At 73.0% G+C, this 14,076-nt stretch carries 12 protein-coding genes; 5 read left to right on the plus strand and 7 right to left on the minus strand.

Annotated elements, in window-relative coordinates; genetic code table 11:
* Positions 1–38 precede the first annotated feature (38 nt).
* The 3 genes from KBX06_RS09280 (at position 39) to KBX06_RS09290 (ending at position 4,467) form a co-directional block, all read left to right on the plus strand.
* On the plus strand, positions 39–1,982 hold the full coding sequence (locus tag KBX06_RS09280; RefSeq protein ID WP_210833873.1) for an amylo-alpha-1,6-glucosidase: 1,944 nt from the start codon (positions 39–41) through the stop codon (positions 1,980–1,982).
* A 140-nt stretch (positions 1,983–2,122) separates the two neighbouring features.
* Entirely contained in the window at positions 2,123–3,451 is a 1,329-nt protein-coding gene (locus KBX06_RS09285; protein ID WP_210833875.1) for a glycosyltransferase family 4 protein, read from the plus strand.
* Positions 3,452–3,657: 206 nt separating this feature from the next.
* Positions 3,658–4,467, plus strand: coding sequence for a metal-dependent hydrolase (locus KBX06_RS09290; RefSeq protein WP_210833877.1), 810 nt, complete (start codon positions 3,658–3,660; stop codon positions 4,465–4,467).
* 20 nt (positions 4,468–4,487) lie between these two features.
* Here the strand turns inward: KBX06_RS09290 and KBX06_RS09295 are convergent, their stop codons facing one another.
* Positions 4,488–5,081 carry an NTP transferase domain-containing protein gene (locus KBX06_RS09295; RefSeq protein ID WP_210833879.1) on the minus strand — a complete coding sequence of 198 codons (594 nt, stop codon included), beginning with the start codon at positions 5,079–5,081 and terminating at the stop codon, positions 4,488–4,490.
* A gap of 558 nt (positions 5,082–5,639) precedes the next feature.
* Between KBX06_RS09295 and KBX06_RS09300 the strand changes: the two genes are divergently transcribed.
* A complete protein-coding gene (locus KBX06_RS09300) occupies positions 5,640–5,873 on the plus strand; it encodes a hypothetical protein (protein WP_210833881.1) in 234 nt (77 codons plus the stop codon).
* A gap of 95 nt (positions 5,874–5,968) precedes the next feature.
* Here KBX06_RS09300 and KBX06_RS09305 read toward each other — a convergent pair whose 3' ends face one another.
* From KBX06_RS09305 to KBX06_RS09330, 6 genes are all read right to left on the minus strand, one after another.
* Positions 5,969–7,672, minus strand: a complete 1,704-nt coding sequence (locus tag KBX06_RS09305; protein ID WP_374225598.1) for a bifunctional 3'-5' exonuclease/DNA polymerase — start codon at positions 7,670–7,672, stop codon at positions 5,969–5,971.
* 82 nt (positions 7,673–7,754) lie between these two features.
* On the minus strand, positions 7,755–8,678 hold the full coding sequence (locus KBX06_RS09310) for a carbohydrate ABC transporter permease (protein ID WP_210833889.1): 924 nt from the start codon (positions 8,676–8,678) through the stop codon (positions 7,755–7,757).
* Positions 8,678–9,586 (minus strand): carbohydrate ABC transporter permease, encoded by a 909-nt coding sequence (locus KBX06_RS09315; protein WP_210833891.1) that lies wholly within the window; start codon positions 9,584–9,586, stop codon positions 8,678–8,680. The genes KBX06_RS09310 and KBX06_RS09315 overlap by 1 nt, the downstream gene beginning before the upstream one ends.
* Before the next feature lie 20 nt (positions 9,587–9,606).
* A complete protein-coding gene (gene ngcE / locus KBX06_RS09320; protein ID WP_210833892.1) occupies positions 9,607–11,043 on the minus strand; it encodes an N-acetylglucosamine/diacetylchitobiose ABC transporter substrate-binding protein in 1,437 nt (478 codons plus the stop codon).
* 26 nt (positions 11,044–11,069) lie between these two features.
* Positions 11,070–11,819, minus strand: a complete 750-nt coding sequence (locus tag KBX06_RS09325; protein WP_210833894.1) for an SIS domain-containing protein — start codon at positions 11,817–11,819, stop codon at positions 11,070–11,072.
* A complete protein-coding gene (locus tag KBX06_RS09330; RefSeq protein ID WP_210833896.1) occupies positions 11,816–12,778 on the minus strand; it encodes a MurR/RpiR family transcriptional regulator in 963 nt (320 codons plus the stop codon). The genes KBX06_RS09325 and KBX06_RS09330 overlap by 4 nt, the downstream gene beginning before the upstream one ends.
* A gap of 191 nt (positions 12,779–12,969) precedes the next feature.
* Between KBX06_RS09330 and KBX06_RS09335 the strand changes: the two genes are divergently transcribed.
* A complete protein-coding gene (locus KBX06_RS09335) occupies positions 12,970–13,956 on the plus strand; it encodes an N-acetylglucosamine kinase (RefSeq protein ID WP_210833898.1) in 987 nt (328 codons plus the stop codon).
* Positions 13,957–14,076 lie beyond the last annotated feature (120 nt).

Raw genomic sequence — 14,076 nt, forward strand, 5'->3', positions numbered from 1 at the left:
GTCGTGGCGTGTCGCACCCCGCCGCCGGTGGAGGAAAGTTGATCGACATTCACTTCGGTCCGCAGGTCTGCGGCGATCTGACCGGCGGCTCAGCCCGGGAGTGGCTGGTCACCGACGGTCTCGGCGGCTACGCCACCGGCACGGTGAACGGGTTGCGCACCCGGCGCTACCACGGCCTGCTCGTGGTGGCCGGCGAGACGCCGGCGTCCCGCGGGGTGGGACTGGTCGGCCTGGACCCGGCCGTGCTGTTCCCCTCCGGTGCCCGGGTGCGCCTGGGCGCACACGAGTGGGCCTCCGGCGACGTCGACCCGCGCGGCTTCGAGCTGCTCGAGCGCTTCGACCTCACCGACGGCCTGCCCCGGTGGCGCTGGCGGATCGGCGACGTGGTGATCGAGCGGGAACTGGCGATGGCGCACGGACGGCCCTGCGTGGCCGTGGTGCACCGGCTGATCTCCGGCGGGCCGGTGCGCCTCGACCTGGCGGCGGTCTGCACCTGGCGCGACGCGCACGGCGAGCGCCGCGCCGACGGCCCGGCGCCACGGATGGAGCCGGCGCCCGGCGGCGCGGTGGTCGAGGGCGCGTTCCGGCTCGCCGGGCCGGACTGGGCCCCGGAGGGCCGGTGGTGGCTCGGCGCACGCCACCGCGAGGAGGCGGCGCGGGGTCTGAACCCCGACGAGGACCTCTGGTACGCGGGCCGGTGCTCCGGCGGGCTGGAGCGCCCGGGCGACACGGTGTCGGTGCTCGCCTGGGCCGGCGACCTCGCCGCCGAGCCGCCCCCGGCGGTCGACGTGGTCGCGGCGGCGCGGGAGCGCAACCGGCGGGTGGTGGCCGCGGCGAAGCCGGCCGACGCGGTCGAGGCGACGCTCACGCTGGCCGCCGACGCGTTCGTGGTCGACACGGCCACCGGGCCGGACGTGGTGGCCGGCTACCCGTGGTTCGGCGCCTGGTCGCGGGACACGATGATCTCCTACGAGGGGCTGTTCCTCTGCACCGGCCGGGCCGCCGAGGGCCGGGAGCTGCTGCGGGCGTACGCGGCGACGCTGTCGGAGGGGATGCTGGCCAACACCGCCGACACCGGGCGGGTGGAGTACAACACCGTCGACGCGACGCTGTGGTTCCTGCACGCGGTCAGCCGGCACGTCACGGTCACCGGCGACACCGACCTCGGCGACGAGCTGCTGCCCGCGCTGCACGGGGTCATCGACGCGCACCTGGCCGGCACCCGGTTCGGCATCGCCGTCGACCCGGCCGACGGGCTGCTCACCCAGGGCGGCACCCCGGGCACGGCGCTGACCTGGATGGACGCCCGGGTGTACGGGGTGCCGGTCACCCCGCGCACCGGCAAGCCGGTGGAGGTCAACGCGCTCTGGGTCAACGGGCTGGCCGGCCTGGCCGAGCTGACCGAGCTGGCGGGGCGCGACGCGGGCGACCTGTGGCGGCTGCACGAGCGGGCCGGCGCCGCGTTCCGGGACCGGTTCCCGGCTCCGACGGGCTGGCTACACGACGTGGTGGACGCGCCCGCGCCGGCGTACCCGCTGGGTGGCGCCGCCTACCACGACGACGACCTGCTGCGCCCCAACCAGCTGCTGGCCTGGTCGCTGCCGTACGCCCCGATGGAGCCCGACGAGGCCACCGTGCGCCGGATCGCCGCCGGGCTGCTCACCCCGCTGGGCCCGCGCAGCCTCTCCCCCGACTCGCCCGGCTTCGTCGGGCGGCACCGGGGCGGCCCGGCCGAGCGGGACGGCGCCTACCACCAGGGCACCGTCTGGCCGTGGCTGCTCGGCCCGTACGCCGACGCAGCCCGGCGGGCCAGGATGCCGGTCGACGACCTCTTCGTCGGCGTCGAGGCCCATCTGACCGAACATGGCCTGGGCTCGGTGAGTGAGACGGCCGACGGCCTGGCGCCGCACGCCGCCACCGGGTGCCCGTTCCAGGCGTGGTCGGTCGCCGAGCTGCTGCGCGCCCGCAGGAATGGCCGGTAGGGCTTTACACGCCCGCAACGGCGCCGTCTCCGCTGGTTAGCCAGCCGCCAGCAGGATGGGTCCCGATCCGGTCGCGACCGGCACGGACACCGCTGCGGGTGTCGTCGGCGCGCACTCGGGGACAACTCAAAGGGGGCCGCATGTCACCTGACGCCGACGTGATCGACATCCACCCCGCCCGGCGACTGCGGGTGCTGATGCTCTCCTGGGAGTACCCGCCGGTCCTGGTGGGCGGCCTCGGCCGGCACGTGCACGCCCTGTCGGTCGCCCTGGCCGCCGCCGGCCACGAGGTCACCGTCGTCACCCGCCACAGCGACGGCGCACCCCTGGAGGAGTACGCCGACGGCGTCCGCATCCTGCGGGCCGCCGAGGACCCGGTCACCTTCCCGCTGGCCACCTCCTCCCTGCTGGCCTGGACCATGGCGTTCAACCACACCCTCACCCGCGCCGCGCTGCGCGCCACCGAGGCCGGCTCCTACGACGTGGTCCACGCCCACGACTGGCTCGTCGCACACACCGCGATCACCGTCGCCGAGCATCTCGGCCTGCCCCTGGTGACCACGATCCACGCCACCGAGGCCGGCCGGCACCAGGGCTGGCTGCCGGAGGAGATGAACCGCACCATCCACGGCGTCGAGCACTGGCTGAGCAACGCCTCCGTCCGGGTGATCGCCTGCTCCGGCTACATGCGCGACCAGGTCGCCACGCTCTTCGACGTGCCGGCCGGGCAGGTCGACGTGGTGCCCAACGGGGTCGACGACCGGGCCTGGCGCGCCCGGCCGGGGGCGGTCACCGCGGCCCGGGCCCGGTTCGCCGGCGACGGCCCGCTCGTCGGGTACGCCGGCCGGCTCGTCTACGAGAAGGGCGTGCAGCACCTGGTGCGCGCCGTGCCGTACCTGCGCGAGCGGCACCCCGGGCTGCGGGTGGTGATCGCGGGCGACGGCCCCTACCGCGCCGAATTGGAGGAGGAGGTCCACCGCCTGGCGCTCGGGCCGACCGTACGCTTCGCGGGTTTCCTGGACTCGACCCGGCTGCCCGCGCTGCTCGGCGCGACCGACGCGACCGTGGTGCCCAGCCTCTACGAGCCGTTCGGGATGGTCGCCCTGGAGGCCGCGGCGGCCGGCGCGCCGCTGGCCGTGGCCCGCACCGGCGGCCTCGCCGAGATCGTCGAGCCGGGCGTGACCGGGGTGACGTTCCCGCACAGCGACCCGGGCGCCCTCGGCGAGGCGGTCGACCAGCTCCTCGGCGACGAGGTCTTCGCGCGGCGGGTCGCCCGGCGGGCGCGCACCATGGTCGGCCGGCGGTACGGCTGGGCGACCATCGCCGCCCGGACCGCCGGCACGTACGCGACGGCCTGCCGGGAGCACGGCCCGACGCAGGCCCGGCGTGCCGCCGCCCGGCTCGGCGGGACCCGCCGGACGATCGCCATCCCCGAGGGGAACCTGCTCGCCGTCGGCGGCGCCCGCTGAGGAGCCACTCCCCCGCCGTCGGATGGCCGACAGACCGGCGCCGTTCGCCGCCCGACACGGCATACTTCCCGCCGGTACGCCCAGCATCACCCACCCCCTCCCGGCACCGTCCCGAGTGGACCGTCCGGGCGATGCCCCTGCGCCGCACCGGCGAACTACAGTGGCGTAGTTTTGGCGCTCAAGATCCCTGGGGAGGGTGAACCGACATGATGGGACCGTCCCACGCGCTGTCCGGCGCGGCGGTGTGGCTGGCCGGGTCCTGGGCGCTGCAACAGTTCGCCGACTACCACCAGTCGCCGCTGGAACTCGCCGTCGGCACCGCCGTCTGCGCGGGCGGGGCACTCTTCCCCGACCTCGACCTGTCCGGCAAGGTGACCCGCAACCAGGGCGGGGCGACGGTCGCCCGCACCTTCGGCGTGTTCTCGCTCTTCGTCGCCGAGGTCATGGAGAAGGTCTCGCTCGGGGTCTACTACGCGACGAAGCTCAGCAAGGATCCACGCCGCAACAACGGCCACCGGACGTTGACCCACACCATTCCGTTCACCCTGCTGGTCGGCTGGGGCACCACAAGCCTCTGCGCCGCGTACGGCAAGTGGGCCGTCATCGGCATCCTGTTCTTCATGTTCGGGCTGGCGCTGCGCGGGCTGTTCGACAAGTGGGCCGAGCGCGCCGGCTGGGTCATCGTGACCCTCGCGTCGGCCGCCGCCGCCTGGTACACCTTCGCCAACCTGCCCGGCGGTCGGGGCTACCCGCTGATCGGCACCGCCGTGGGGGTCGGCTGCTTCGTGCACATCCTCGGCGACATGATCACCCGGGCCGGGGTGCCCATCCTCTGGCCCATCCCGATCAAGCGTCGGATGTGGACGCCGATCGGGCTGCCGAACAAGATCGCCCTGCGGGCCGGCGGCAAGACCGAGGTGGTGGTCGTCCGGTCCGTACTGACCGCGATCTCGGTGCTGGCGGCGGCCGGGCTGGTCGCCCCGTCGGTGCTGCAACGCTTCAACATCGACGTCTGACTCGGCCGCTCCCCGCCGGGTCAGACGCCGACGCGCTGCGGCGGGACGGTCAGCCCGTAGAGCGCCATCAGTTCCGGGGTGTCGACCCGGCTGCCGTCGGCCACCGAGTCGCAGGAGATGTCGACGATCTGGTCCTTGTGCGCCAGCAGGTAGGGCCGGGCGCCGACGTCCGCGCTGGCCAGGGTGGCGATGCCGGACCAGTGCCGGCGTCCGAACAGCATCGGGTAGCCGCGCAGCCCGTCGTAGGTCGCGCAGACCAGCACGTCGGGGTACGGCAGCGCGACCACCCGGCGTACGGCGGCGGCGGTCAGGCCGGGCATGTCGACCGGCACCACCACGACCGCCTCGATGCCGTCGTCGTCGAGCGCGGCCAGGCCAGCCCGGATGGACGAGCCGACGCCGGTCCCCCACGCCCTGTTGATCACCACCGTGGCCCGGCTCAGGTCCGCCGTCGCGCGGACCTGGTCGGCGGCGGCGCCGAGCACGACCACGATCCGCTCGCAGCCCGCTTCGGTCATCGTGTCGATCATCTGGTTCACCAGGGGCTTCTCCCCCTGGTGCAGCAGGGCTTCCGGGCCGCCGATGCGACGCCCCCCACCCGCGGCGATGATCATTCCTGCGATCCGGTTCAGCTGGGCCCCCTCCAGATTGGGATCGGCCGGGCGATGTGGCCCGTCCGCCCCGTCCTACGCACACCGGATGCAACGAACACGGACCGAAGAGGGTAGCGGGGCAAATCGGATCGATTCAGCATCTATCGCATCTACCCGCCTTCGGCACCGCACGAGTCGCACGCCGTGCGGACCGCAAGCACGCAGCCACGGTGAAAGGTCAGGACCTGAATCCCGGGCCACGGAACTCGTCGATATCCGCTAACCTCCGACCAGCCGATCGAATTCTCTGCAAGAGAACTCCCACGAGATCTGGAAGGGATCGTCATGCGAGTTTCACGGGTGGTCGCAGGACTTACGACGGTCATCACTGCTGTTCTCGGGTTGGGGCTGGCGTCGGCCGGACCCGCCGCAGCTGCGGAGACCGGGTCATGGAACGCCTACGGCAACACGAACCCGATCACCTCCAGCCCCAGCACGTGGGTTTGTGGTGCGACCAAGGCCGTTGCCAGCAATGTGCTCGCGCAGGTCTGCGCGATCAGGTCGTCGAGTGGAAGCGCCGTGCAGGCAGCGGTGATCGTACGCAACAACCGCTCCAGCCTCTACTCACTGGCGGCTGTCATGAACATGACGAACGTGTACCGCGAGAGTCAGGGCGAGTGGGTGTGCCCGTTGTCGGCGGTCGGGGCGAACTCCTGGTCCGTGTGCTTCGGACGTACCTTCACCTACGGTGCCCAGGTGGCCTCGGGAGGGAGCGCCAACGCGGTGGGCCTCGGCTGGTCCGCCTTCGTCTGAGTATCGGGCACAGCCGTGGACAGGCGCGGACCCCGCGCCTGTCCACGGCTGTTCAGCGCCGGCGACACGGTCGGAACGCCTCCTCGAACAGTTGCTCAACTCGCGTCGGCGTAGCAATCGACGATGGACAGATCCAGCGGAAAACGCACCGGGGTGTCGCCGAACAGCAGTGTCGACGCCTGTCGGCCGCTCCGCGTCACCGCCTCCGCCACCGCTGCGGCCTGTTCCGCCGGGCAGTGCACCACCACCTCGTCGTGCTGGAAGAACACCAGCTCGGCCCCGCCGCCGGCCAGCTCGCCGCGCAGCACGGCGAGCAGCGTCGAAGCCCACTCGGCGGCGGTGGCCTGAATGACGAAGTTGCGGGTGAACCGGCCCCGGGACCGGGCCGCCCGAGCGCGTGGCGACTGCGGGTCACCACCGGCGTCCGGGTCGGCCAGGTCGTCGTCGCCGAACCCGGACGTGCCTGGCGGGCAGGTGCGCCCGAGCCAGGAACGCACCAGGCCGCCGGCCTCCCCGGTGCGGGCGGCCGCCTCCACGTAGCCGAAGGCCGTCGGGTAGCTGCGCCGCAGCACCGCCAGCGCCGGCACCGCCGCCCCGCCGGTCTGCCCGTACATGGCGCCCAGCAGCGCCACCTTGGCCCGGGGCCGGTCGCCGCCGAAGGCGTCCCGGGCGAGGGCGGCGTAGAGGTCACCGGCCCCACCGGCGGCGGCGAGCCGGGCGTCACCCGACACCGCGGCGAGCACCCTCGGCTCCAGCTGGCCGGCGTCGGCGACCACGAACCGCCAGCCCGGATCGGCCACCACCGCCCGCCGGATCACCTTGGGGATCTGCAACGCGCCGCCGCCCCGGGTCGCCCAGCGGCCGGAGACGACCCCACCCGGGACGTACTCCGGCCGGAACCGGCCGTCGCGCACCCAGGCGTCGCGCCAGGCCCAGCCGTGCGCCGTCCAGATCCGGTAGAGCTCCTTGTATTCCAGGACCAGCGGCACCGCCGGGTGCTCCACCCCGCGCAGCACCCAGGCCCGGGTGTTGGGCAGCTCCACGCCGGCGCGGGCGAACGCCCGCAACAGCTCCGCCGGGGAGTCGGCGTGCAGCTGGCGTACGCCGAACGCGTCGGCGATCCGCGCGGCCAACTCGGCCAGCCGGCGCGGCGGGCCGCCCACCGGCGACGGCTCGCCGAGCAGCTCGGCGAGGATCTCGTCGTGCACGTCGACCCGCCAGGGCAGCCCGGCCGCCCCCATCTCCACGGCGACGAGCGCGCCGGCCGACTCCGCGGCGACCAGCAGCCGGAACCGACCGGGATGTTCGGTGGCGGCGATCCGGGCGAGCTGGTCGGCGTACACCCGGGTCAGGGCCTCGACGCCGGGGCCCGGCGGGCCGGTCGGGGCGTCGAAGAGCGCGCCCTGGCCGTGCCCGGGCGGCGCGGTCGGCCGCGGCGGCGGATCGGCCGGCACCGGCGCGCCGGTCAGCCGGGCCCAGGCCGCCGCGAACGAGCGGGGCTCGCCCCAGCGGCCGGCGTGCCCGAGCAGCAGGGCCTCGGTCAGCTCGACGTCGTGGCAGCGCTCGACCCGCACCCCGGCGCGCAGCAGCGCCGGGTAGAGCGTCGTGCCGCAGGCCCACACCCAGCGCGGTCGCTGCGCCGCCTCGAACGCGGCGACGGCGGCGGCCAGGTCGGTGACCGGCCGCACCGGGCCGGCGGGCAGCCCGGCGGCGTCGAGGGGTTGCAGCGCTCCCCCGCCCCGCTCATCGGGCACCACCGCCACCAGCACGGCTGCGATTCTGCCTCGCCCCTGCGACACTGCGCGCCCGCACCGACGGTGGCCGTCCCCCCGTGGGACAGCCACCGCCCTGCGGAGGCCGTGCGCGCGGCGCGGGCCCGGGTTACTTCACCGCGCCGGAGGTGAGGCCGGACTGGATCTGGCGTTGGAAGATCGCGTACACGACGATCATCGGGAGGATGGCGATGGTGAGGGCGGCGAAGAGGCCCGACCAGTCCGCCTCGTAGCCGGCGTTGACCGAGATGTCCGCGATGCCCTGGGTGAGCACCCACTTGTCCTTGGCGTTGGAGAGCAGCACGAGCGGCAACTGGTACTGCCCCCACTGGCCGATGATGTTGAAGATCCCGACGCTGATCAGGCCGGGCTTCGCCATCGGCATCATCACCTGGAAGAAGAGCCGGGTGTGCGAGCAGCCGTCGATCATCCCCGCCTCGGCGACCGACGACGGCAGGGTCCTGAAGAACGCGGCCAGGAAGAACACCGTGAACGGCAGCGAGTAGGCGATGTAGACCAGCACCACCCCGGTGTGCGTGTCCAGCAGCCCCAGGTTCTTCACCACGAAGAAGAGCGGCACCAGGGCGAGGAAGACCGGGAAGGCGAGCCCCGAGACGAACAGGTAGTAGATCGCCCGGTTGCCCCAGAACTTGTAGCGGGCCAGCACGTACGCGGCCATCGAGCCGAGCAGCATGGTGCCGAACGTGCTGCACGCCACCACGATCACGCTGTTGAGGAAGTAGCGGCCGACGTTCGCCTTGTTCCACGCCCGGGCGTAGTTCTCGAAGCGCAGCTCCGCCGGCAGGGTCCACGGGCTGCTGAAGATCTCCGTGGTGTCCTTGAACGAGGCGAGGAAGGTCCAGAGGATCGGCACGATCACGATCACCGCCCAGACCGCGAGCGCCACGTGCCCGAGGTTGGCGAGGAGCCGCACCTCCGAGCGCCGGCCCCCACGCCCGCCCGCGGCGCCCGGCTTCACGGTCTTCGGCGGTAGCGCCGCCGGTGTCGGCGGCAGCGTCGTCTGCGGGTTCATCAGTACTCCACGCTTTCCCGCTTGGTCAGCCGCAGCGTCAACGCCGCGAACGTGAGGGTGAGGAAGAACAGCGCCACGCCCATGGCCGAGGCGTAGCCGTACTTCGAGTAGACGAAGGCGTTGCGGTAGATCTCCATGGCCAGCACGGTGGTGGCGCCGTCCGGGCCGCCGCCGTCCACCGAGAGCACCGAGACGATGGCGAACGCGTCGAACGCGGCGATGCCCAGGTAGACCCAGGCGACCTGGAGGGTGTCCCAGAGCAGCGGCAGGGTGACCCGGAAGAAGAGCGTCACCCGGCTCGCCCCGTCCACCTCGGCGGCCTCGTAGATCTCACCGGGAATGGAGGCCATGCCCGCCGAGAAGAGCACCACGTAGAAGCCGACCGCCTGCCAGACCAGCACGGCGATGATCGACCAGAGCGCCAGGTTCGGCCGGACCAGGAAGAGCACCGGGTCGAAGCCGAGCTTCATCAGCACGCCGTTGATCAGGCCGGACTCGTTGGGCCGGTAGACCATCTGGAACAGCACCGCGATGATGGCCACCGCCAGGACCTGGGGGAAGAAGAACACCACCCGGTAGAACTTCGACCCCCAGACCCCCTGGCGTTGCCCGCCGCTGCTCTTGCCGCCCACGTTGAGCAGGAACGAGAAGAACAGCGCGATGGCGATGGTGATCAGCGGCAGGGCAAGCAGCAGTACGCCGTGGTGTTGGACCGCCTTCCAGAAGTTGGTGTCGTCGAGCAACCTCCGGAAGTTCTCGAAGCCCACCCACTGCGGGGCGGAGAGCCCACGCCAGTTGGTCATCGAGATCTGGAACGCCTGCGCGTACGGCGCGATGACGAAGACCACGTACAGCGTGACGGGCACGAAGAGGAACCCGATCACGAATGGATACTTGCCGTGCCGCATGACCCCTACGCTCCGATCGATCAGCGCGTGAACTTGGCGATGGAGCTGTCCTTCTTGATCGCGTCGGCACGCTTCTGGATCCGCTCCACGAAGGCGTCCGCCTTGATCCGGCCGAACATCAGCTCGTTGGTGGCCGTGCGGACCTCCGTGTCGAGCTCCTTGTACCAGCCGTCGAAGTAGATGTTGAACACGTCCTGGCCGGCGGCCTTGAGCGCGGCCTGCGAGCTGGCCACGCCGGGCGGGAAAGCGAAGCCCTCCGAGCCGGCGGTGACCACGGTCGGGGCCTTGACCACCTCGGTGAAGCCCTTCGCGCCAGCCACCGAGAGCATCTGGCGCATGTACTCCAGGCCGCCCTTGGGGTTCTTGCTCTTGGCCGAGACGAAGTAGCCCTCACCGGCGGTCGCCCGCAGCGCCGTCGCCGGCAGCTTGTCCGAGGCGGACAGGCTCGGCACCGGCATCAGCTGGTACTCGAAGCCGGACGGCGTGTCCTTCTTCTGCTCGCCCTCCAGCCAGTCGCCACTGGGGTAGAACGCCAGCTTGTACTGGTTCTGCCGCAGCTGCACGTCGGTGTGCTTGAGCCCCTCGAAGCTCTTGTCGACGTACTTGGCGCCGATCTCGGCCCACGCCTCGGCGGCCTGCTTGACGGCGTCCTGCTGCCAGGCGCCGTCCTCCAGGTTGTCGATGTTCTTCAGTACGTCCGTGCCGCCGATCTTCGCCGCGTGGGTGAGGATCACGTTCCACTGGTAGTACGCCGCGTTCGCCCCGGCGTAGCCGTACGGGGTGATGCCCTTGGCCTTGATCTTGTCGAGCAGGGCGGTGAACTCCGACCAGTCCTTCGCCGGCGCCCAGCCGTTGTCCTTGAACAGCTTGCCCGAGTACCAGATGCCGAAGACGGTGGAGACGTAGTACAGGACGTACGGCTTGCCGTTGAAGGAGCCGACGTCGACGGTGCCCGGCACCACGGTGTCGCGGACCTTCTTGTTGGGGTCGTCGACCGACGGGGCGTCCCAGAGCTCGGTGAGGTCCGCGAGCTGGCCGTCGGCCACCAGGGAGCCGAAATCGATCAGCTTCTCGCCCGAGTTGTTCACGAACTCCGGCGGGTTGCCCGCGGCGAACCGGGGCTGGAGCACCGTGGACACGGCCTGGGTCGACTGGTGCTTGACCTCGGCCTTCGGGAACGCCTTCTTGTACAGCGGCTGGTGCACGTCGGTGGCGTACTTCTCGCCGTAGCCACCGTTGAAGATGACCACCTCGATGGGGGCGTCCTCGGCGACGCCGAGCGGGTTGGTGGCGCTCTTGGTGCCGTCGGCGACCTGCTCGTTCTTCTCGTCGCCGCCGCTGGTCGCGCAGGCGCTCAGCAGGCCGGCGGCGGGGGTGGCGAGCAGGCCCACCGCGGCAGCCCGACGCAGCACGGTCCGGCGGCTCAGGTCGGCCGGGTTGTCGGGGGTAATCGACATCGTCGTCTCTCCTTGTGGTGTTCGGGTCAGGCGGTGCGCCGGAGGCGTCCGGCGTACCGCGACTCGAGGGCGTGGTTGTGCTCGTCCCCGCCGGGGACGTTGGCGGAGAGGTAGATAGGGGGTACCTCCCCGACCTGGTGGAACCGTCGTACGACCTCGGCGGTCAGCAGCTGCGCCAGCAGCGCCGCGGTGACCGAGGAGACCGCACAGACCGCGCCGCCGCCCTCGAGCGGCAGCAGTGCGTCGCCGTACGGCGCGCCGTTGTCCAGCACGACGTCGGCGAGGTCGGCGAGGCGCCGGCCGGACGGGTGCCGTGGGGCGACCCGTGCGGTGTGCGCGACCGAGGTGACCGCGATCAGCGGGTGGCCGCGTCCGGTGACCAGCGTCGCCAGCTCGACCACCGAGCCGTTGATGCCGGACTGGGACGCCACCACGAACACGTCGCGCGGGTGCGGGGCAGCCAGCGCGTAGAGCTGATGGGCGACGGCGGGGTCGCGTTCCAGCTTCGGGTCGGCGAGCACGTCGCGCGGGGCGTCGCCGTGCAGCACCAGGTCGTGCAGGGAGAGCCGGTTGGTGGGCACCAGCCCGCCGGCGCGGGCGACCAGCTCGGCGGCGAACGCCTCGGAGTGCCCGGCGCCGAACGCCTGGAGCACCCCGCCGGTCCGCAGGCTGGTGGCGATCAGGTCGGCGGCGGCGCCGATCCCGTCGGCGCTGTCGTCGACGAGCCGGTCGAGCACCGGGCGGACGGCGTCGGCGTACCCCTGGGCGCTGATCATGCGGTGGTCCCCTTCGCGGCCTTGTGCCCGTCGACGGCCTGGGCGGTACGCCGGAAGGCCGCGTGGGCGCGGTCGTGGGTGCGCTGGGCGACGGCGATGTAGAGCAGGTCGAGCACGACCAGCTGCGGATGCCGGGCGGAGAGCGCGTCGGGGCGGAAGGTGGTGGCCTGGCTGGCGGTGAGCAGCACGATGTCGGCCAGCTCGGCCAGCGGCGAACGGGGGAACCCGGTCAGCGCCACGGTGGTCGCGCCCCGGCTGCCGGCCTCGGCGAGCATCTCGATGGTCTCCCGGGTCTGGCCGGTGTGCGAGATGCCGAGCGCCACGTCGCCCTGGCGCAGCAGGGCGGCGCTGGCGAGGCCCTCGTGCACGTCGTTCCAGGCCCAGGCCGCCACCCCGATGCGGTGCAGGCTGAACTGCATCTCCTCGCCGACCAGGGCGCTGCCGCTGGCGCCGAAGATGTTCACCCGGGACGCCCGGGCGATGGCGACGGCGGCCCGTTCCACCTCGGCGAGGTCGAGCAGCGCGGCGGTGTCGTGCATGGCGCGGGTGTCGGCGGCCATGATCTGGTCGAGCACCCGGGAGAGGGGGTCGCTCGGCTGGATCTCGCGTCCGATGTCGACGGTCCACCCCGCCGAGCGGGCCCGGCCGGTCTCGGCGGCGATGCCCAGCCGCAGGTCGGCGTAGCCCTCGAAGCCCATCGCCCGGCAGAATCGGGTGATCGTCGCCGGAGAGGTGCCGCTGCGCTCGGCCAGCTCCACGATCGTCGCCCGGGTGGCGGCCTCCGGGTCGCTGAGCACGTGCTCGGCGACGCGGCGCAGTGCCCCCGTCAGCTCGCCCGCGCCGGCCCGGACCCGGGCCAGCACGCCGTCCGAGCCGACCCCGGGCGCCCCCCGCCGGTCGACCGCGCCGGCGTCGACCACCGCGGTCCCCGCGGAGGTGTCCACCTCGTGATCAACCATGGGGCACCTTTCGGAAAAGAGTGTTAACTGTTAGTGGTAAAAGTTCTTACTGAAAGCCCCTCCGTGTCAAGAGCGTGGGCGAAGTTTTCAAACTGTTACCTGGCGCACACGGTCGGAAGCCGGCCCGCCCCTTGCCGGCCGCCGCCGACCCGACCAGCATGGACGCGGCGTCGATCGAAAGGTGGGTGCGGATGTCCGGCAGCGTCGTGGTCGGTCTCGACGTCGGGGGTACGTCCACGCGGGCGACCGCCCTGGCCCTGGACGGGCGGCGGCTCGGCAGCGGCCGGGCGGGCGGCGGAAACCCCACCAGCCACGGTGCCGAGCGGGCCGCCGGTGAGTTGCTCGCCGCCCTGCGGGAGGCACTCGCCGACGTCGATCCCGCCCGGGTGCGGGGCGGCACGATCGGGCTGGCCGGGGCGGGCCGGCTGCTCGCCGACCCGGCTGGCCGGGGCGCCTTCGACCGGGCCTGGCACGACGCCGGCCTGCGCTGCCCGTACGCGGTGCACGGCGACGCGCTGGTCGCCTACGCCTCGGGCACCGCGAGCCCCGACGGGACGGTGCTCATCGCCGGCACCGGGGCGATCGCCGCCGGCGTCCGCGAGCTACGGCTGGACCGGGTCGCCGACGGCCACGGCTGGCTGCTCGGTGACGTGGGCTCGGGCTTCTGGCTGGGCCGGGAGGCGGTCCGGCGGCTGCTGGCCGACCTCGACCGGGGGCACGCGCCGGGCCGGCTGGCCGCCACGGTGCTCGCGGAACTGCTCGGCTGCGCCGACGTGGCGGTCCGCCCCCGCGACACCGTCGACGCCCTGGTCCAGGCGGTGACCCGGCGGCCCCCCGTGGAACTCGCCCGGCTCGCGCCCCTCGTGGTCGCCGCCGCCGTCGACGGGGAGCCGGTCGCCGGCGCGCTGATCGACGAGGCCGCGGCGCACCTGGCGGAGATCGCCGCCCGGATCCGTCCGGCCGGCGACGCCTCCCCGATCGTGCTCGGCGGCGGCCTGCTGACCGGCGACACGCCGCTCGCCACGGCGGTGCGGGCCCAGGTCGGCCGGCAGTGGCCGGACGCGCCGCTGCACTCGGCCGGCGACGGCGCCGCCGCGGCGGCCTGGCTCGCCGCCCGGGACCTGCCCGAGGTGACCGACCCGAAGTCCCTGCACGCCCTGCTGGTCCCGGCAGCCTGACCGGCACCAGCCCGACCAACCCCAGCCTGACCGGCCGCAACCTCCTGCCGCACGCGCTCGCGCCGCCCCGGCATGCCTGCGTTGCCCGCGCCGCCAGCCTCCACGGCGTCACGCGGAACG

Source organism: Micromonospora sp. C31, from assembly GCF_018070575.1.
Taxonomy (GTDB): domain Bacteria; phylum Actinomycetota; class Actinomycetes; order Mycobacteriales; family Micromonosporaceae; genus Micromonospora.

Excerpts from the sequence above, each read along its gene's own strand:
- KBX06_RS09285 (WP_210833875.1), top strand. The coding sequence starts at position 2,123 with ATGTCACCTGACGCCGACGTGATCGACATCCACCCCGCCCGGCGACTG.
- KBX06_RS09330 (WP_210833896.1), bottom strand. The coding sequence starts at position 12,778 with ATGGTTGATCACGAGGTGGACACCTCCGCGGGGACCGCGGTGGTCGAC.
- ngcE (WP_210833892.1), bottom strand. The coding sequence starts at position 11,043 with ATGTCGATTACCCCCGACAACCCGGCCGACCTGAGCCGCCGGACCGTG.
- KBX06_RS09295 (WP_210833879.1), bottom strand. The coding sequence starts at position 5,081 with ATGATCATCGCCGCGGGTGGGGGGCGTCGCATCGGCGGCCCGGAAGCC.
- KBX06_RS09335 (WP_210833898.1), top strand. The coding sequence starts at position 12,970 with ATGTCCGGCAGCGTCGTGGTCGGTCTCGACGTCGGGGGTACGTCCACG.
- KBX06_RS09315 (WP_210833891.1), bottom strand. The coding sequence starts at position 9,586 with ATGCGGCACGGCAAGTATCCATTCGTGATCGGGTTCCTCTTCGTGCCC.
- KBX06_RS09310 (WP_210833889.1), bottom strand. The coding sequence starts at position 8,678 with ATGAACCCGCAGACGACGCTGCCGCCGACACCGGCGGCGCTACCGCCG.
- KBX06_RS09290 (WP_210833877.1), top strand. The coding sequence starts at position 3,658 with ATGATGGGACCGTCCCACGCGCTGTCCGGCGCGGCGGTGTGGCTGGCC.
- KBX06_RS09325 (WP_210833894.1), bottom strand. The coding sequence starts at position 11,819 with ATGATCAGCGCCCAGGGGTACGCCGACGCCGTCCGCCCGGTGCTCGAC.